The sequence below is a fragment of the Pirellulales bacterium genome (assembly GCA_035533075.1).
GTDB lineage: Bacteria > Planctomycetota > Planctomycetia > Pirellulales > JAICIG01 > DASSFG01.
In genome coordinates this window covers 1-15022 of record DATLUO010000264.1, presented here as the reverse complement: position 1 = coordinate 15022, position 15022 = coordinate 1, and the positions used below count along the sequence as shown (strand labels likewise).

Sequence of the window (15022 nt, the reverse complement as noted above, 5' to 3'; positions counted from 1 at the left end):
TTGCGAGCGCCGGCCCACCGATAGCGACGTCGTTTTTTGGATTTTGGATTGGCTCCGCATGTAGGGTGGGACCAGCGAGCTTGCGAGCGCCGGCCCACCGATAGCGACGTCGTTTGCGGTGGGCCGGCGCTCGCAAGCTCGCTGGTCCCACCTTACAACTGTTCGGGACTGGCCAACCCCGAACCCTGAACCCCCCGAACCCCGAACCCCGAACCCTAACGATGCCCCCTCCATCCCCGCGCATCTTGGTCGTTGACGATGAAGTCGACACCTGCGCCAATTTGTCCGATATTCTCAGCGATCTGGGTTACCAGGTCGATGTGGCCTACGACGGCCCCAGCGCGCTGGAACTGGTCCAGCAATACACCTACGACGTGGCACTGCTCGACCTGAAGATGCCCGGCATGGACGGGCTGGAGTTGTATCGCCGCATCAAAAAACTCCAGTCGGGCACGGTGGCCATCGTCGTCACCGCCTACGCCAGCAGCCACACGGCCAGCGACGCGCTCGCCGCCGGCGCCTGGCAGATTCTCTCCAAGCCCGTCGATCTGTCGAAACTGCTGGGGCTGGTCGACGAGGCGCTGGAACAGCCGGTCGTGCTGATCGTCGACGACGACCACGATCTTTGCGAATCGCTGTGGGACCTGTTGCGGGAGCGAGGTTATCGCGTTTGTCTGGCCCACGCCCCCCCGGACGCCGCCGAGCGTCTGCAGCGACGCGCGCATCACGTGGTGCTGATCGACATGAAGTTGCCGCAAGGCAGCGGGGCCGAAGTTTTCCGTCTGGTGCGGCAGGCGAACCCGCAGGCCCGCACGGTGCTCATCACCGGCCTGCGCAGCGAGATGGAGCAACTCGTCGAACAAACGCTTTTTGAGGGCGCCGACGCCGCCTGCTACAAGCCGTTCGACATGCCCGTGTTGTTGGAAACCTTGGAAAAACTGGCCAAGCATGAATGACCGCGCACCGATGACGGTCTTGGTCGTCGAAGACGACGAAGACACGCGTGCCAATCTTTGCGATATCCTCGAGCAGGACGGCTACCGGGTCGATGCCGTGGGGACGATGCGCGAGGCGCTCGCGCGGCGCGCCTGGTCGGAGGTGGTGATGGTGATTCTCGACCGCCGTTTGCCCGACGGCAGCGCCGAAGAGTTGCTGCCCAAGCTCAAGCGGCTGGCGCCCGACGCCGACGTGATCGTGGCCACGGGCTGCGCCGATCTGGAGGGGGCCATCACGGCGCTGCGCAACGGCGCGGCCGATTACATCATCAAGCCGATCGACCCGGTGGCGTTGCGGGCGGGCCTGGAGCGGGCCGCCGAGCGACGGCGATTGATACAGGCCAAGGCCCGCAGCGAAGCCGCCTTTCGCACGCTGGTCGAAGCGGCCCCCACACTCACGGTCATTCTGCGGACCGACGGCGCCATCTTGTACGTGAATCCCTTTGCGGAGCGTCTTGCCGGCTATTCGGAGGCCGAAGTCTTGGGACACGATTTCGCCACCGTCTTTGGCGACAGTGCCGGCCGCCGCAAGCTCATCCAACGGATGCTCGCCGCCCGTCCCCAGTCGCCGCCCGCCCGAGGTTTCGAAGATACGCTGCTCGACGACAACCGCGTCCGCGGCCTGCTGGTCAGCGAGTCGCCGCCCGCCCGAGGTTTCGAAGATACGCTGCGGTGCAAAAACGGCCTGCGGCGCTCGATTGTCTGGAACGCGGAGACGCTGGCCGACTTCGACGGGCAACCCGCCATTCTGGCCATCGGCCACGACGTGACCGAGCTCAACGAGGCGCAGCGAAAAGCGCTGCAGGCGGAGCGGTTGGCGGCCATCGGCCAAATGATGACCGGCCTGACGCACGAGAGCCGCAACGCCTTGCAGCGCAGCAAGGCCTGTTTGGAAATGCTGGCCTTGGAAGTGGAAGACCGGCCCGCGGCGCTCGACTTGGTCCGCCGCATCGAGAAGGCCCAGGAGCACCTGCAGCACCTCTATGAAGAGGTGCGCACCTATGCTGCCCCCATCAATCTGAAGCGCGACGTGTGCGATCTGCGTACACTGTGGCGCGAAACATGGTCGCATCTCGCACAGATCGGCCACGGTAAAAATGTGGAGTTTGTCGAAGAAATCGACTGTGGCGACATGCACTGCCGCGTCGACCCCTTCGCCATCGACCAGGTGTTTCGGAACATTTTGGAAAACGCCGTCAGCGCAGTCCCGGACGAGGGCCAAATCAGCGTGGCCTGCACGGCGGCCGATCTCGACGGCCGGCCCGCCGTGCGGATCGCCTTTCGCGATGACGGACCGGGACTGACCGCGGAGCAGCGGAAGCGAATTTTTGAGCCGTTTTACACCACCAAGACGAAAGGCACGGGTCTTGGCATGGCGATTGCCAAGAGAATCGTCCAGTCGCACGGCGGCCTGATCGAAGCGGTCGAGCAGCCCGGCCCCGGCGCGGAGATTGTCGTCACCTTGCCCCGAGATATGGAATGAATGAGCCCTTGCGGATTGCCGTGGCCGATGATGAAGCCGACATGCGCGACTGGTTCGAGCGCATGCTGCCGACCTTGGGCCACCAGGTGGTGTCGGTGGCGGAAAACGGCGTCGAACTCGTGGAGCATTGCCGCGCTCTCAAGCCCGACCTGGTGATCAGCGACATCAAGATGCCCGACATGGACGGCATCGACGCGTCCCAGGCGATTTGTGCCGACCGTCCGCTGCCGATCATCCTGGTTTCGGCCTATCACGACGCGGAACTGATAAAACGGGCGGAAGCCGATCACGTGCTGGCCTATCTGGTCAAGCCGATCGGCAAGGCCGCGTTGGAGCCGGCCATCGCTTTGGCCATGCGCCGGTTCACCGAACTTATGGAGTTGCGTAAAGAAGCGGCCGACTTGCGCCAGGCATTGGCCGACCGCCGCATCATCGAGCAGGCCAAGGGCGTGTTGATGAAGGTCACCAACATCGACGAGCGCAGTGCTTTCCGCCGTTTGCAGGAGTTGGCGTCCGACAAGAACCAGAAGCTGATTGACGCGGCCCAAGCGGTGTTGGCGCTTGAAAAGGCCCTTCGGCCGGCCAACGGCAAGTGAGCGGTTGTGAGCGGCATGGCTCACAACTGTGGCCGCGGAGCACGGGCGGGCATGGGTCACGATTTGCAATTTGAGATTTGTAATTTGCAATAGTAGGTTTGGGCCGAACGCGAGGGCGCCGTACCGATTTCAAATTGCAAATTGCGAATTGCAAATCTGTCATTGCGATGCTGCCTTGGCGGTTTCGGCTTATAATTTGCAGCGTTAGTGACAACGGGGTTTATCTGGTGCTGGGGGGTATCTTTATGTGGCGAACGGGATTTCAAGCAGCGTGTCTGTTGGCGGTTTTGCCGGCCGCGGTCTTGGCGGCGGGACCGCGCACGGGCGGTGTATCGAGCCGGCCGCTTGCCACCCTCGACCCAATGCACGTTCGGCAGCGGCCTGAAACGCCGCCCCAAGGCTCCGCGGCCAACCGCTGGCGCTACTCGTTTCACAACGGTCACTGGTGGTATTATCGCGACGGGGGGCATTGGGCCTACTGGAATGGAACCCAGTGGCTGGGCTACGAGCCGAAGTCGTATCAGCGGTGGTACCTCAAAGAAAAGATGGCCGAGTACAATGCCGAACTGGCCCGCTTCGACGCCCAAACCATGGCGCCTTACATGGCCGGCAGTTTCCAGAACGACTTGCTCCGTGGCGGGCCGGTCTATCTGGGCCGCCAGCCTTATTCGGTCTCGCCTTGGCCGCAGTCGAGCGGAGCAGGCGTCGGGCTGTTCACTCCGCGCCCATACAACGGCCGGCTGAATCCGGCCACCAGCGTCGGCGGTTACATGGGCGGCGCGCTGCGCGGCCCGTCCGGGTATTAGTGCTTTGTCGTGCGTCGATTGATGGATGCGGCGGTAGGGTGGGACCAGCGAGCTTGCGAGCGCCGGCCCACCGATACCGACGTCGTTTTCATGGTGGGCCGGCGCTCGCAAGCTCGCTGGTCTCACCCTACGAAGTTTTGCGCCGTCGATCAATGCAGTGCGGCAAACCGAGTTTCTCCAGTACCCAGACCATCGGGCACCAGTCGCTGAAGGCCGATTGCAATAGGTTCAGGGCGACAAAGGCCGTCAACACCAACCAGAAGGAACTGTGAAGGACGGCCAGCGCGATGCTGACCAGCACGACCAGCCCGGCCACAAGTCGAAGCGCACGCTCGATAGTCATCGTATCTCACCTCGGGTTCAATCGGTCCTACTTCAGTCCGCGAACGCGCGGGCCATCACTTTCAGGCCCAGGTCCATCGCGCCCCACGCCAGGCCGGCATGGAACGGCTCGCCGTGGCCGAACCGCCAGGGGAGGTACACGCCCAGCACCTTCTTGCCCAATCGCCATACGGGCGAGACGCCCACTTTATAGTGCTCGACGTCGCCCGTTTCCACGTCCACCGGATTCTTGAGATCGCCGGTGTACTTCAGCGGCACCTGGGCGAAGGTGGCCTTGTTCAGCTCTTCCATCACGCACATGCTCATCGGCTCAAAATTCACCTGCGGCTTCGTTCGCAGAATCTCCGCCGCCAGGTGATCGGCCGCGGCGTCGCCTTGCAGCAGCGCCAAAAACGCCTGCTTGATCGGAAAATCGGCCGCGTCGCCGACCGAAAAAATCTCCTCAAACCCCTTCACCCGGCGGCTGTCGGGCACGACCGGAATAAAACCCCGCTCGTCGGCCGGCAGGCTGGGATAGCGGTTGCCGGCGATGTACGGCGGAAAGCTGACGAGCAGATCGAAGGCCAACCGCTCGCCGTTTTGAAACAGGGCTTGTTTCGGTTCGATGCCCGTGACCACGAATCCTTTGTGCCCTTCGATCTTTCGCTCTTCGAACTCCTGGGCCACCACGGTATTGAGCCGCGGGCCGAAGGCCTGAATGTAGCCGTCCTCTTTCGTGGCCCACACCAACTCGACCTCCGCGCGGCACGCTTGCTCGCGGAGCCATGTGTCGATCATCATCACCAGCTCGTAGAGCGGCCCCGAGCACTTGTTGTTGGGCGGCACGAGAAACAGGATTCGCTGCCGCTCGTGGGCGCGGGCCTTGGCCACCGTCCGCTGCAAGGCCGCCCGCAGGGCCAGCATTTCGTCGGGCGTCCAGAGCGTCAACGCGTGCTCTTTCAGTCCGGGGATTTCCTCGGGCCGCATGGCTGCTCCGGTGGCGACCACCAGGTAATCGTAACGCAGTCGCGACGTTTCTCCGGAGACGGTTTTGTTCTGGGGGTCGATTTCGCGGACGCGGTCCTGCACCAGCGTGATCTCTTTGCGTCGGGCAGGGCGGTCCAGCGGAATTTTGAATCGCTCGGGATCGGCGCCGAAAGGAATATAAATCGTGTTCGGCTTGAACAGAAAATACGGGCGGTCGGAAACCAGCGTCAGATCGACCCGCTCTCCCAGCTTGTGTCGCAGGTAGAAGATTGCTTCCAGCCCGCCGAAACCGCCCCCGATCACAACGACTCTTGGTTTGGCTGCCATTGCCTTGGCTCCTCTGTGTGTTTCGTTAACCGCCTTCGACCGCAGTCCCGGCGCGCCGGAACCTCGGTGGCCTACCGCGCGACGTCGTCGGCGCCTCGGCTCAAGTACACGCCCTTATGCAGACGGCGTGCCGCCTAGGGCTCGGACGCCCCGCTCCGTGTTTTTTGGGCAACAACGAATCATCGGGGGGCTCAAACCGGGACAAAGCGGCGCGCACATGCGCGCGAACACGCACGCATTCGCTTCAACCACCCGCCAGCGACGGTATACTTCACGCGGCCGAGAATGAGAGATTGGCGGTGGCTGGGGCAGAGTCTGGGCCGGTGAAGAGTTGGCCTTGCGGCGTTCTGGGAGTTGTACCGTTTTTATGCCGCCGCCGTAGGGTGGGACCAGCGAGCTTGCGAGCGCCGGCCCACCGTAATCGACGTCGCAAACGGTGGGCCGGCGCTCGCAAGCTCGCTGGTCCCACCCTACGCTTCGCCGGAACAAAAACCGTTTAAGCAAAATACCGTCAACCCATGCAAAAGCCCAAGTTTTCACCGGCTCAAACGCGAGTGGCGAGGTAGTCCAGGATCATGGCCGCCACGTCGACGTTCAGCGCACGGGCCAGCGCCTTCCAGCCGGGCACCGCGTTGACTTCGATGGCGTACAGGCGGCCGTCGGTTCCTGGCAAAAGGTCGACGCCCGCCAACGGTGCGCCGACGGCGGAGGCCGCCCGATGCGCCAGCTCGGCCAGTTCGGGCGTCACTTCCAGCGGCTCGGCCGTGGCGCCGCGGCTGACGTTGGTGCGCCAATCGAGCGGATTGCGTCGCCGCATGCCCAACACGCGTTGGCCGATCACCAATAGCCGCAGATCGGCGCCTTCGTGGGCCAGGAACTCTTGCAGATAAAGCACCGCGCCGAGCTGCTCGAGCATCTTGAAGGCCCGCAGCGCCAGCGCCTCGTCGTTCAAGCGAGTAATGCCCCGGCCTTCGGCGCCAAACAGCGGCTTCAGCACCACGTCGCCGCCCAGATCGGCAAAGGCCGCCATCGCGGCGTCGGCGGTCTGACAAACCGTCGTGCGTGGAATCGTCAGGCCGGCAGCCAACAGCCGCGCACTCGTCAGGTATTTATCGACGGCCGCCTCGACGGCCTTCGGCGGATTGAGCACGAGCGTGCCCGCCGCCTCCAGGCGTGCCAGCGCGTCCATGCGGAACACCACTTGTTCCAGCGAGCCCGGCGGCATCGTCCGCACCAGGACGGCATCCATCGCCTCCAACCGCGTCAGGCCGCTGGCGACCGACGCGCCGGTGCATGAAAGCGTCGCCGCCAACTCGGCGAATGTCACCGGCACCAGCTCGTGCCGGCCGGCGGCGGCGCGATTCAAATCCGTGAGATACCAGCTATCGGGCGAGGCCAAGACGGCGATGTGCATTCGAAATAACGACTCCCATTTCAAAACAAGCCCTGTATAGCAGGCGTCTGGGGCAGGCGTCAGGGGTCCTTTGTAGAAATCCGATTGGCGACGGGGCCAAGCTGGGCCGTTGCAGGTTCGTGGGCTACAATGGAGGACAATCACCAAACTCGCGTACCGTTGACCGGAGGCCGTCATATTATGGCAACGGCGGAAGCCCGATTCATTTACTTGGAACAGCGCGCCGGTCTTTATCGGACCCAGGTCGCCCACGACGCGGTGCTCGGCCCCAACGACGTCGCCGTGCTTTGCTTCGATTTTGCCGACGTCGCTGCACAAGGGTGTAACCTTTTCCAAAGCATTAAGGAGCTCAACGACGACTATCGTACGTTGGTCGCCAAAGAGGACCTCGAATACGATGAGACGTTGGAGAGGCGGATCATTGAGTTGTACGAAGAGTGGCTGCAAACGTCGGTGCGCGCGTTGGAAGGTTTCGGCCGAATCGCGCGGGAATACAACGCCCACGGTTTCGACACTGCGAGAATCGAACGGCTGCGCGCCTGTTGCGACGAAGCAGGAGAGATCCTCAAGGAAGACGCCGAGTGGGATGAGCTGGAACGTACGGCGCTGTCGTCACAACGCATTGATGCCATTGCCGCGCACCTTCTCTCCACCGGTGAGGCCTCCACGTAGACATCTGTGGCAGCGCAGCCAACCATTCGCCCAGGAACGATCATCCTGGCTCAGGTCAACGACCCGACCGGAAAACCCGCGCGCGAACACTTCGCCGTCGTGCTGAACTCGCAGGCCGAAATCGAGGCTGGCGAAGATCTGCGAGTTGCCGTCTGCACCACGAGTTTCGAGACGCCGCTTCGCTCCGGGTGGTTTGCGATTCCGACAAAACCCGGCGGCCACGCGATCACGGGACTCGGCGAAGCCTGCGTGGTCAAGGCAACTTGGCTGCAAGTGGTTCCACAAGCGAATGTCATCAAGGTCCGCGGACGCGCACCCGCTGCCATCGTGCGGCAGATCCGCAATTGGCTGGCCGACAAAGAACGTGCCGTCAAGGGCGATAAGAACAAGCCGGCAGAATAGTGGCGACCGGCCGGGCGGCATTGCGCCTGCCGCCGTGCTACAATCAAGGCGGTCTGCCTCGCGACCGTTCGAGCCGCGAGCGTTTGGCGATCACGTCTCCTTGAGGAACAGAGTCATGGACCGCATGTCCCGTCTCAATCGTGTTGCACTCGCAGCGCTGGCTTGGTCGTTCTGTAATCACAACCGCGTGGGGGCAGACCTCGCTGCCTGCGCCGACGCCGGGCGAAGCCCGCATCCGCAAGGCATTGGACGAAACCACGGAATTCGATTTCAAGGAGCAGCCGCTCGCGAACGTGCTGGCTCATGTTCGCCAGCATCACCACATTCAGGTGCGAGCCGACGAAAAGGCGCTGGCCGACAGCATCGGCAGCGACGCGCCCATAACGTTCAGCGTGCGAGATATTTCATTGCGCTCGGCCCTGCGGCTGCTTCTCCGCGAGCTCGATCTGACCTATCTCGTACGCGATGGATGGCTGTTGATTACCAGCAACACAGAAGCCGAGAACCTGATCGCTGCGAGGATTTATCTTGTCGGCGACCTGCTCACGATCGACGGCAAACCCGCCTCGCGACAGGAAAGCGACTACGGTACGTTGGAATCACTGATCATGTCGACCGTGGCGCCGACAACATGGGACGTAGGCAACCAAGGCTTTAGCTCGTTCCATCCCGGCCGGGCGCTGATCATCCCGCAAAGCGACGAAGTCCACGAAGAAATCGAAGAGTTATTCTCCGCGCTGCGCGCCGCCCGCGACAAACAATTCAAACTGGCCGAGCGACCGCAGGTGCCCGAACCTGAAAACGATGACGACGACGTAACGACCCGGATTTACCGTCTCAACGCCCCGGCGACGTGGGGCACGTGGATGGGTCTTGGCGGGTTCGGCTTGAACGAACGGTCCGGCATCCTGGCGCAAATGGGCGGTATGGGAATGGGTAGCATCGGCATGCCTGCGGATGCCAAGCAACTCGACACCTGGGCGACGGAACTTGCCGACCTGCTGCCGCAGATCGTCGAACCGAAAAGCTGGGAGCGTAATGGCGGCAGCGGAGTCGTGCATCCCTTCGCCGGACTGTCGATCGTCAAGCAAACCGGCGCGGTGCATTGCGAGGTGGCGAAGTTGCTACGCGACCTTGTGCTCGGCTCGCACATACCGCCGCGATCTGACGTGCCCGACAACGAGGTGCTCATGATCACGTCGAAGACCGAGGCCGAGAACATGCTGACCACGAAGGTCTATCCCGTGCTCGACTTGGCGACCGCGGCGGCCGACGTTCGCTCGGCGCCACGGTTCGATTATCCGTCGTTGGTCGAGATCATCAGGGCCAATGTGGTTGCGAATAGCTGGGACGAGTTTGGCGGACCGGGATCGATCGTGGAGTACCCCAACTGTGGCGCCCTGGTCGCCTCACAAACTGCGGCCGGACACGAGCAAGTACAGCGACTGTTGCGATCGCTGCGCGAGGCGCGTCACCTCGCTGAACAGAGCGATTAGCACAAGTTACTTGCGGGCGAGTGCCTGGGTCTTGCAGTTTTTCAAGGAAAACACGGCCATTGCAAGGCACTTGCGGGAGGTCCTCGCCCGCATTATGCTGGGGCAGCCTATGCGTTGACTATTTAGTATGCCTGGGCGGCAGCGCGGGGCTTGCTGCGAAATGCTGATCCCGGTCCCTCCCTCCTCTGCGAGTCTTCTGCAATGCACGGTTCCGTGGAAGCCGCCCCGCCCGTCGCCCTGGAAAAACCGCAAAACGGCCTGGCCGGATTGAAGCACTGGCGCTACGACCTGCGCTCCGGCTTCATGGTGGCAATGATCTCGCTGCCGTTTTCGATGGGCATCGCCATCACGTCGGGGGCGCCACCGGTGTGCGGCATCGTTTCGGCCATCATCGCCGGCTTCCTGCTTCCTTTTCTAGGCGGGTCGTACGTCACGATCAGCGGCCCGGCCGCGGGACTGGCGCCCGCGATTTACGCCGGCATCGCCTGGATGGGCGGAGTTTACTTGGGCGGCGAAGCTTCCAACGAGGAGGTGATGGCGGCGGGGTATCCTCTGGTGCTGGTCGCCATCGCGATTGCCGGCCTGTTGCAGGTCGTGCTCGCCAAGCTCAAGGTGGCGCGGCTCAGCGCCATGTTCCCCGCCGCCGCCATCGAAGGGATGCTGATGGCGATCGGACTGCTGATTATCGTCAAGCAATTCCCGCTGTTGCTGGGACAGAAATTCGAGGCCCACGAGTTCTGGGAAATCCTGGCTGAAACTCCCTCGAAGCTGAGCGCGATGAACGTTCAGGTGTTCGGACTCGGCATCGCCTGCGTGGCGACGCTGTTCATTCTTTCGGCCGTGCCGGGGCGTTTATTCAAGATGTTGCCGCCGCCGGTGTGGGTGTTCTTTTTGGGCACGCTTGCCAGCCGGTATCTTCTCAACCTGGCGCCGGAAAACTTGATCAACGTACCCGCCGCTCCGCTGGCCAACGGCATCGTGCTGCCCAAGTTCACGACGGTCTTCGGCGACGTTCGCCTTTGGCTCCCCTTGGGATACATGGTGGTCACACTGCTGTTGATCGACGGCACGGAGTCGTTGGCGACGATCAACGCGGTCGACAAGATCGATCCCTTCCGCCGGCGGTCGGACCCCGACCGCACGCTGGAAGCCATGGGCGTTTCCAACGTCGCCTCCAGCATGCTCGGCGGACTGACGATCATCCCCGGCATCGTCAAGAGCACGGCCAACATCATCGGCGGCGGCCGCACGCAATGGGCCAACTTTTACAACGCCTGCTTCCTGCTGTTCTTCTTGTTGTTCGCGCGCACCTGGATCAACATGGTGCCGACGGCCGTCTTGGCGTCGATCCTGGTGTTCATCGGCTTCAAGCTTTGCCGGCCCAAAGTGTGGCGGCACGTGGCGCATATCGGCGCCGAGCAGTTCTTCATCTGCGCGGTCACCGTCTTCGCCACCGTGACCACCGACTTGCTGATCGGCGTGGGCATCGGCATCGGCCTGAAGCTGATGCTGAACCTTTGGTACACGGGGCTGCACCACAACTTATTCGGTGCGGACGACGCCACCCGGCCGGCACTGCCCGTGCGTCTGGTGAACTTGTTCCGTAATCCCGTGGGCGAGCGCGCCTGCTCCGACGGAGTCTATAACCTCTTCTTCGATCGCCCGCTGGTGTGCTTCAACCTGTTTCACGTGATCCGCGAGTTGCAGCGTGTGCCGCCGGAGGCGCAGGTGGCTTACCTGCACTTGGGCCAGAATGTGACGCTCATCGATCACACCACTTCGGAAACGCTGGCGCATTACATGGACGAGTTCAATTCGCGGCCGGGCGATTTCCGCCTGGAGCTCATGGGCCTGGATCAAACGCGTCCCTTGTCAAGGCACAAGAGCAGCATGCGGCTGCGCATTCCCATGACGGTCGGCAGCGGCGTCACCGGCGACGTCGCCGAACCGGACGACGCGGGCGCCAACTTGATCGGGACCGCGGCGACTTTGGAAGCCGCGTCGCCCGCCGGCCAAGGCGGTCATCACTAGATAGTTGCAGAGGTCACGTGCAGCCGACGAAAACCATCGATTACGTTTATCGCTGCCAGAAGATGCGTGGTCGACGATGAATGATTCACAAGGCGGAGTTGAGTAGGGCGAATGCAACTGACTGTGCATGATGTTTGCCGGTTGATGAAAGTCAGCGAGCGGATCGTTCGCCGCTGGGTGCGCGAGGAGCAGCTTCCGGCCCACCGCGTCGGCGGCCGATACCACTTCAATCGCTCGGAACTGTTCGAGTGGGCCACGCTGCGCAAGCTGACGGTTGCGCCGGAGCTGCTCGAAGGCGATCGGGTCTCGGCCGCGCAGTACGACACGCTTGCCGATGCGCTGACCGCGGGCGGCATCTTCTACCAGCTTCCAGGCCAGAACGTCGAATCCGCGTTGCGCGCGGTGGTGGCCTGCATGCCGCTGCCCGAAGGTTTCGACCGTGAAATGTTGTTGAACATGTTCCTCTCGCGGGAGCGGCTCGGCTCGACCGCGGTGGGCGACGGCATCGCCATTCCGCATCCGCGTTATCCCGTGGTGCTCAGCGTACCGGGGCCGCAAGTGAGCCTCTGCTACCTCGAACACGCGATCGACTTTGCGGCGGGCGACGGCAGGGCCGTCGACACGTTGTTCGTGTTGGTCTCGCCGACGGCGCGCTGGCACTCACGGCTGCTCACTCAAGTGGCGCGCGCCTTGGGTCGTCCCCGGTTCCGCAGGCTCGTGACTCGCAAGGCGCCGGCCGCCGAAATTATCGAAGCAGCACGGGCCTTTCAGATCACCGGCGGTGGAACCAACGGGAGCGAGGGCGCAGCTTCATGACGACGCTTGCCGCCAACGCGGTCGGGGCCAGGCCGGGCGAGACGGTGCGCCTGGCCGACGTACCCTTGCTCGACATCGCCGGCTTTCGGCAGAACGTCGCCGACGCGGTCGGAGGCGGAAGCCGCATTTCGGCCCTGTTCGGCCGGCCGATCGAGCAAGCGGCGCGGCTGTATGCGGTGCTCGCCGACGACGAGGCCGGAACCTGGTCGGTCGTCTCCGCCGATGTCGCCGACGAGTATCCTTCGCTCACGCCCGACTGTCCGCAGGCGCATTGGTTCGAGCGCGAGATCGCCGAACAATGGGGCGTGCTGCCGCACGGCCATCCCTGGCTCAAGCCGATTCGTTTTCATCCGTCGTACCGCGCCGGGCACGATGCCTGGTCGCGGGCCGTCGGCGATAAGATTCTGCCGAGTGTCACCGACTTTTTTCAGGTCACCGGTCCGGAGATCCATGAGGTGGCCGTCGGGCCGGTACACGCGGGCGTGATCGAGCCGGGCCACTTTCGCTTCCAGTGCAACGGCGAGCACGTTTTTCACCTGGAGATTTCGCTCGGTTATCAGCACCGCGGCGTCGAGCGCTCGCTCGTCGGCGGCCCCAACCAGCGGACCATTCATTACATGGAGACGCTGGCCGGCGACACGACCATCGGGCACGCCACGGCCTACTGCCAGGCGGTGGAGGCGCTGGCCCGCACGGCGGTGCCCTTGCGGGCCGAGGCGCTGCGGGGCGTGGCCTTGGAGTTGGAACGGTTGGCCAACCACATAGGCGATCTGGGCGCTCTGGCCGGCGACGTCGGCTTCTTGCCCACCGCTTCCTTCAACGGCCGGCTGCGAGGCGACTTTCTCAACGCCACGGCGCTCGTTTGCGGCAGCCGCTTCGGCCGCGGCATGGTGCGGCCCGGCGGCGTCATGTTCGATCTCGACGACGCCCGCACGCAGACGCTGATCGAACGGCTGACGCCCGCCTTGGCCGAAGTGTACGGTTCGGTCGAGTTGCTTTGGCGGTCGCTCTCGGTGCAGGCGCGGTTCGAGAACACGGGCGTGGTGTCTCGCGAGACGTGCGACGCCTTGGGCCTGGTCGGCGTGGCGGCACGGGCCTGCGGCGTCTATCGCGACGTGCGGCACGACTTTCCGCACGGCATTTTTCGCTTCAGCCAGATTCCGGTGTCGACCTGCGCCAGCGGCGACGTGTTTGCCCGTGCTTATACCCGCGGACTTGAAGTTCAGCGGTCCGGTGCGTTTATCCTGGAGCAACTCGAATCGCTGGCCGGCGGTCCGGTCCGCGTCGAGATGGGGCCGCTGGCGCCGGAGTCGTTGGCCGTTTCGTTCGTGGAAGGGTGGCGGGGAGAGATTTGCCACGTGGCCATCACCGACGCCGACGGCCGCTTCGCGCATTACAAGGTCGTCGATCCGTCGTTCCACAACTGGATTGGCTTGGCGATGGCCTTGCGCGACCAGCAGATATCCGACTTTCCGCTGTGCAACAAGAGTTTTAATCTGTCCTATTGCGGACACGATTTATGAATCAGCGCGGTGGAAAAGGTTGTAGGGTGGGACCAGCGAGCTTGCGAGCGCCGGCCCACCGACAAAGGGTTCAGGGTTCAGAAATACATGAATTGGCTTTTGCCCGACGCCTGACGCCTAGCAATGGTGGGCCGGCGCTCGCAAGCTCGCTGGTCCTACCGTACGGTTGATTCGACAAATAAATCTATGTTGAAGATCATCCAAGAGCGACTGCGCCAGGGGCACCGCACGTCGACGTTTCCGAAGACCGCGGCCAACGTGTCGGACCGCTTCCGCGGACTGCCGGTGATCGACGCCGCGAAGTGCGAAGACGGTTGCCGGGCGTGCGCCGAAGCGTGTCCGACCGGGGCGATCGAGGCCGCCGACGGCCGGCTGCGGCTCGACCTGGGCAAGTGCCTGTTCTGCGTCGACTGCACGCAAGCGTGTCCCAATGGGGCGGTACAATACCAGCCTGAATATCGGCTGGCGACGCGCCGACGCGAAGACCTCGTGATCGATGGCCAGCGGCCGTTGGAGCTGGCCCACGAGCTCGACGAGCGCGCGCGGCGGCTGTTCGGACGGTCATTGAAGCTGCGTCAGGTGAGCGCGGGCGGGTGCAACGGCTGCGAGGCCGACACCAACGTGTTGACGACGTTGGTCTTCGACCTGGGCCGCTTCGGCATCGACTTCGTGGCCTCGCCGCGTCACGCCGACGGCCTGCTCATCACGGGTCCGGTGACGGAAAACATGCGCGAGGCGTTGCTGCTCACCTACGAGGCGGTGCCGCCGCCCAAGCTGGTGATCGCGGTGGGCGCCTGTGCGATTTCCGGCGGCCCCTACATCGGCCATTCGGTGGTCAACAACGGCGCGGACAGCGTACTGCCGGTCGATCTCTACGTGCCCGGTTGCCCGCCGCATCCGTGGACGATTCTCGACGGTCTGCTGCGGCTGCTCGGCCGGCTGGACAGCGCTCACGTGGCAACGTAGGGTGGGACCAGCGAGCTTGCGAGCGCCGGCCCACCCTACGTCAACTCGTAAAGCGGCGTCAATTTCGCCCGCAGATGGGCCAGCAGCGGCTCGTGCGACAGAGGCGCGCCGGTCACTAGCTCGACCAACTCGGCCGCGCTGTAACGCTGGCCGTGCAGGTGGATCTTTGACGCCAGCCAATCTCGCA

At 63.5% G+C, this 15022-nt stretch carries 14 protein-coding genes; 11 read left to right on the top strand and 3 right to left on the bottom strand.

Features of this window, described 5'->3' with window-relative positions; translation table 11 throughout:
- Nucleotides 1-221 precede the first annotated feature (221 nt).
- From VNH11_32960 to VNH11_32945, 4 genes are all read left to right on the top strand, one after another.
- Nucleotides 222-956: a response regulator gene (locus tag VNH11_32960; protein ID HVA51199.1), complete on the top strand. Its 735-nt coding sequence runs from the start codon at nucleotides 222-224 to the stop codon at nucleotides 954-956.
- Nucleotides 949-2478, top strand: coding sequence for an ATP-binding protein (locus VNH11_32955; protein ID HVA51198.1), 1530 nt, complete (start codon nucleotides 949-951; stop codon nucleotides 2476-2478). The genes VNH11_32960 and VNH11_32955 overlap by 8 nt, the downstream gene beginning before the upstream one ends.
- The gene (locus VNH11_32950; GenBank protein ID HVA51197.1) at nucleotides 2475-3074 is read left to right on the top strand and encodes a response regulator; all 600 of its coding nucleotides are present in this window, start codon (nucleotides 2475-2477) and stop codon (nucleotides 3072-3074) included. The genes VNH11_32955 and VNH11_32950 overlap by 4 nt, the downstream gene beginning before the upstream one ends.
- Nucleotides 3075-3319: 245 nt before the next feature.
- On the top strand, nucleotides 3320-3880 hold the full coding sequence (locus VNH11_32945) for a hypothetical protein (protein ID HVA51196.1): 561 nt from the start codon (nucleotides 3320-3322) through the stop codon (nucleotides 3878-3880).
- Nucleotides 3881-4007: 127 nt separating this feature from the next.
- Here the strand turns inward: VNH11_32945 and VNH11_32940 are convergent, their stop codons facing one another.
- From VNH11_32940 to VNH11_32930, 3 genes are all read right to left on the bottom strand, one after another.
- The gene (locus VNH11_32940; protein HVA51195.1) at nucleotides 4008-4223 is read right to left on the bottom strand and encodes a DUF2892 domain-containing protein; all 216 of its coding nucleotides are present in this window, start codon (nucleotides 4221-4223) and stop codon (nucleotides 4008-4010) included.
- A 32-nt stretch (nucleotides 4224-4255) separates the two neighbouring features.
- Entirely contained in the window at nucleotides 4256-5515 is a 1260-nt protein-coding gene (locus tag VNH11_32935; GenBank protein ID HVA51194.1) for an FAD-dependent oxidoreductase, read from the bottom strand.
- A 544-nt stretch (nucleotides 5516-6059) separates the two neighbouring features.
- The gene (locus VNH11_32930) at nucleotides 6060-6929 is read right to left on the bottom strand and encodes a RimK family alpha-L-glutamate ligase (protein HVA51193.1); all 870 of its coding nucleotides are present in this window, start codon (nucleotides 6927-6929) and stop codon (nucleotides 6060-6062) included.
- A 210-nt stretch (nucleotides 6930-7139) separates the two neighbouring features.
- Here VNH11_32930 and VNH11_32925 point away from each other — a divergent pair, with 210 nt between their 5' ends.
- The 7 genes from VNH11_32925 (at nucleotide 7140) to VNH11_32895 (ending at nucleotide 14835) form a co-directional block, all read left to right on the top strand.
- Nucleotides 7140-7601, top strand: coding sequence for a hypothetical protein (locus tag VNH11_32925; protein HVA51192.1), 462 nt, complete (start codon nucleotides 7140-7142; stop codon nucleotides 7599-7601).
- A gap of 6 nt (nucleotides 7602-7607) precedes the next feature.
- Entirely contained in the window at nucleotides 7608-8003 is a 396-nt protein-coding gene (locus VNH11_32920; protein ID HVA51191.1) for a type II toxin-antitoxin system PemK/MazF family toxin, read from the top strand.
- 245 nt (nucleotides 8004-8248) lie between these two features.
- Nucleotides 8249-9499, top strand: a complete 1251-nt coding sequence (locus tag VNH11_32915; protein HVA51190.1) for a hypothetical protein — start codon at nucleotides 8249-8251, stop codon at nucleotides 9497-9499.
- A gap of 201 nt (nucleotides 9500-9700) precedes the next feature.
- Entirely contained in the window at nucleotides 9701-11530 is a 1830-nt protein-coding gene (locus VNH11_32910; GenBank protein HVA51189.1) for a SulP family inorganic anion transporter, read from the top strand.
- A gap of 111 nt (nucleotides 11531-11641) precedes the next feature.
- A complete protein-coding gene (locus tag VNH11_32905) occupies nucleotides 11642-12346 on the top strand; it encodes a PTS sugar transporter subunit IIA (protein ID HVA51188.1) in 705 nt (234 codons plus the stop codon).
- Nucleotides 12343-13869, top strand: a complete 1527-nt coding sequence (locus VNH11_32900) for an NADH-quinone oxidoreductase subunit C (GenBank protein ID HVA51187.1) — start codon at nucleotides 12343-12345, stop codon at nucleotides 13867-13869. The genes VNH11_32905 and VNH11_32900 overlap by 4 nt, the downstream gene beginning before the upstream one ends.
- 186 nt (nucleotides 13870-14055) lie before the next feature.
- On the top strand, nucleotides 14056-14835 hold the full coding sequence (locus VNH11_32895; protein ID HVA51186.1) for a 4Fe-4S dicluster domain-containing protein: 780 nt from the start codon (nucleotides 14056-14058) through the stop codon (nucleotides 14833-14835).
- Nucleotides 14836-15022: the final 187 nt, after the last annotated feature.

Bases quoted from the DNA above. Each gene is read 5' to 3' on its own strand.
- VNH11_32905 (HVA51188.1), top strand. From the start codon at position 11,642: ATGCAACTGACTGTGCATGATGTTTGCCGGTTGATGAAAGTCAGCGAG.
- VNH11_32910 (HVA51189.1), top strand. From the start codon at position 9,701: ATGCACGGTTCCGTGGAAGCCGCCCCGCCCGTCGCCCTGGAAAAACCG.
- VNH11_32955 (HVA51198.1), top strand. From the start codon at position 949: ATGAATGACCGCGCACCGATGACGGTCTTGGTCGTCGAAGACGACGAA.
- VNH11_32935 (HVA51194.1), bottom strand. From the start codon at position 5,515: ATGGCAGCCAAACCAAGAGTCGTTGTGATCGGGGGCGGTTTCGGCGGG.
- VNH11_32945 (HVA51196.1), top strand. From the start codon at position 3,320: ATGTGGCGAACGGGATTTCAAGCAGCGTGTCTGTTGGCGGTTTTGCCG.
- VNH11_32900 (HVA51187.1), top strand. From the start codon at position 12,343: ATGACGACGCTTGCCGCCAACGCGGTCGGGGCCAGGCCGGGCGAGACG.
- VNH11_32895 (HVA51186.1), top strand. From the start codon at position 14,056: ATGTTGAAGATCATCCAAGAGCGACTGCGCCAGGGGCACCGCACGTCG.
- VNH11_32950 (HVA51197.1), top strand. From the start codon at position 2,475: ATGAATGAGCCCTTGCGGATTGCCGTGGCCGATGATGAAGCCGACATG.
- VNH11_32960 (HVA51199.1), top strand. From the start codon at position 222: ATGCCCCCTCCATCCCCGCGCATCTTGGTCGTTGACGATGAAGTCGAC.
- VNH11_32940 (HVA51195.1), bottom strand. From the start codon at position 4,223: ATGACTATCGAGCGTGCGCTTCGACTTGTGGCCGGGCTGGTCGTGCTG.
- VNH11_32930 (HVA51193.1), bottom strand. From the start codon at position 6,929: ATGCACATCGCCGTCTTGGCCTCGCCCGATAGCTGGTATCTCACGGAT.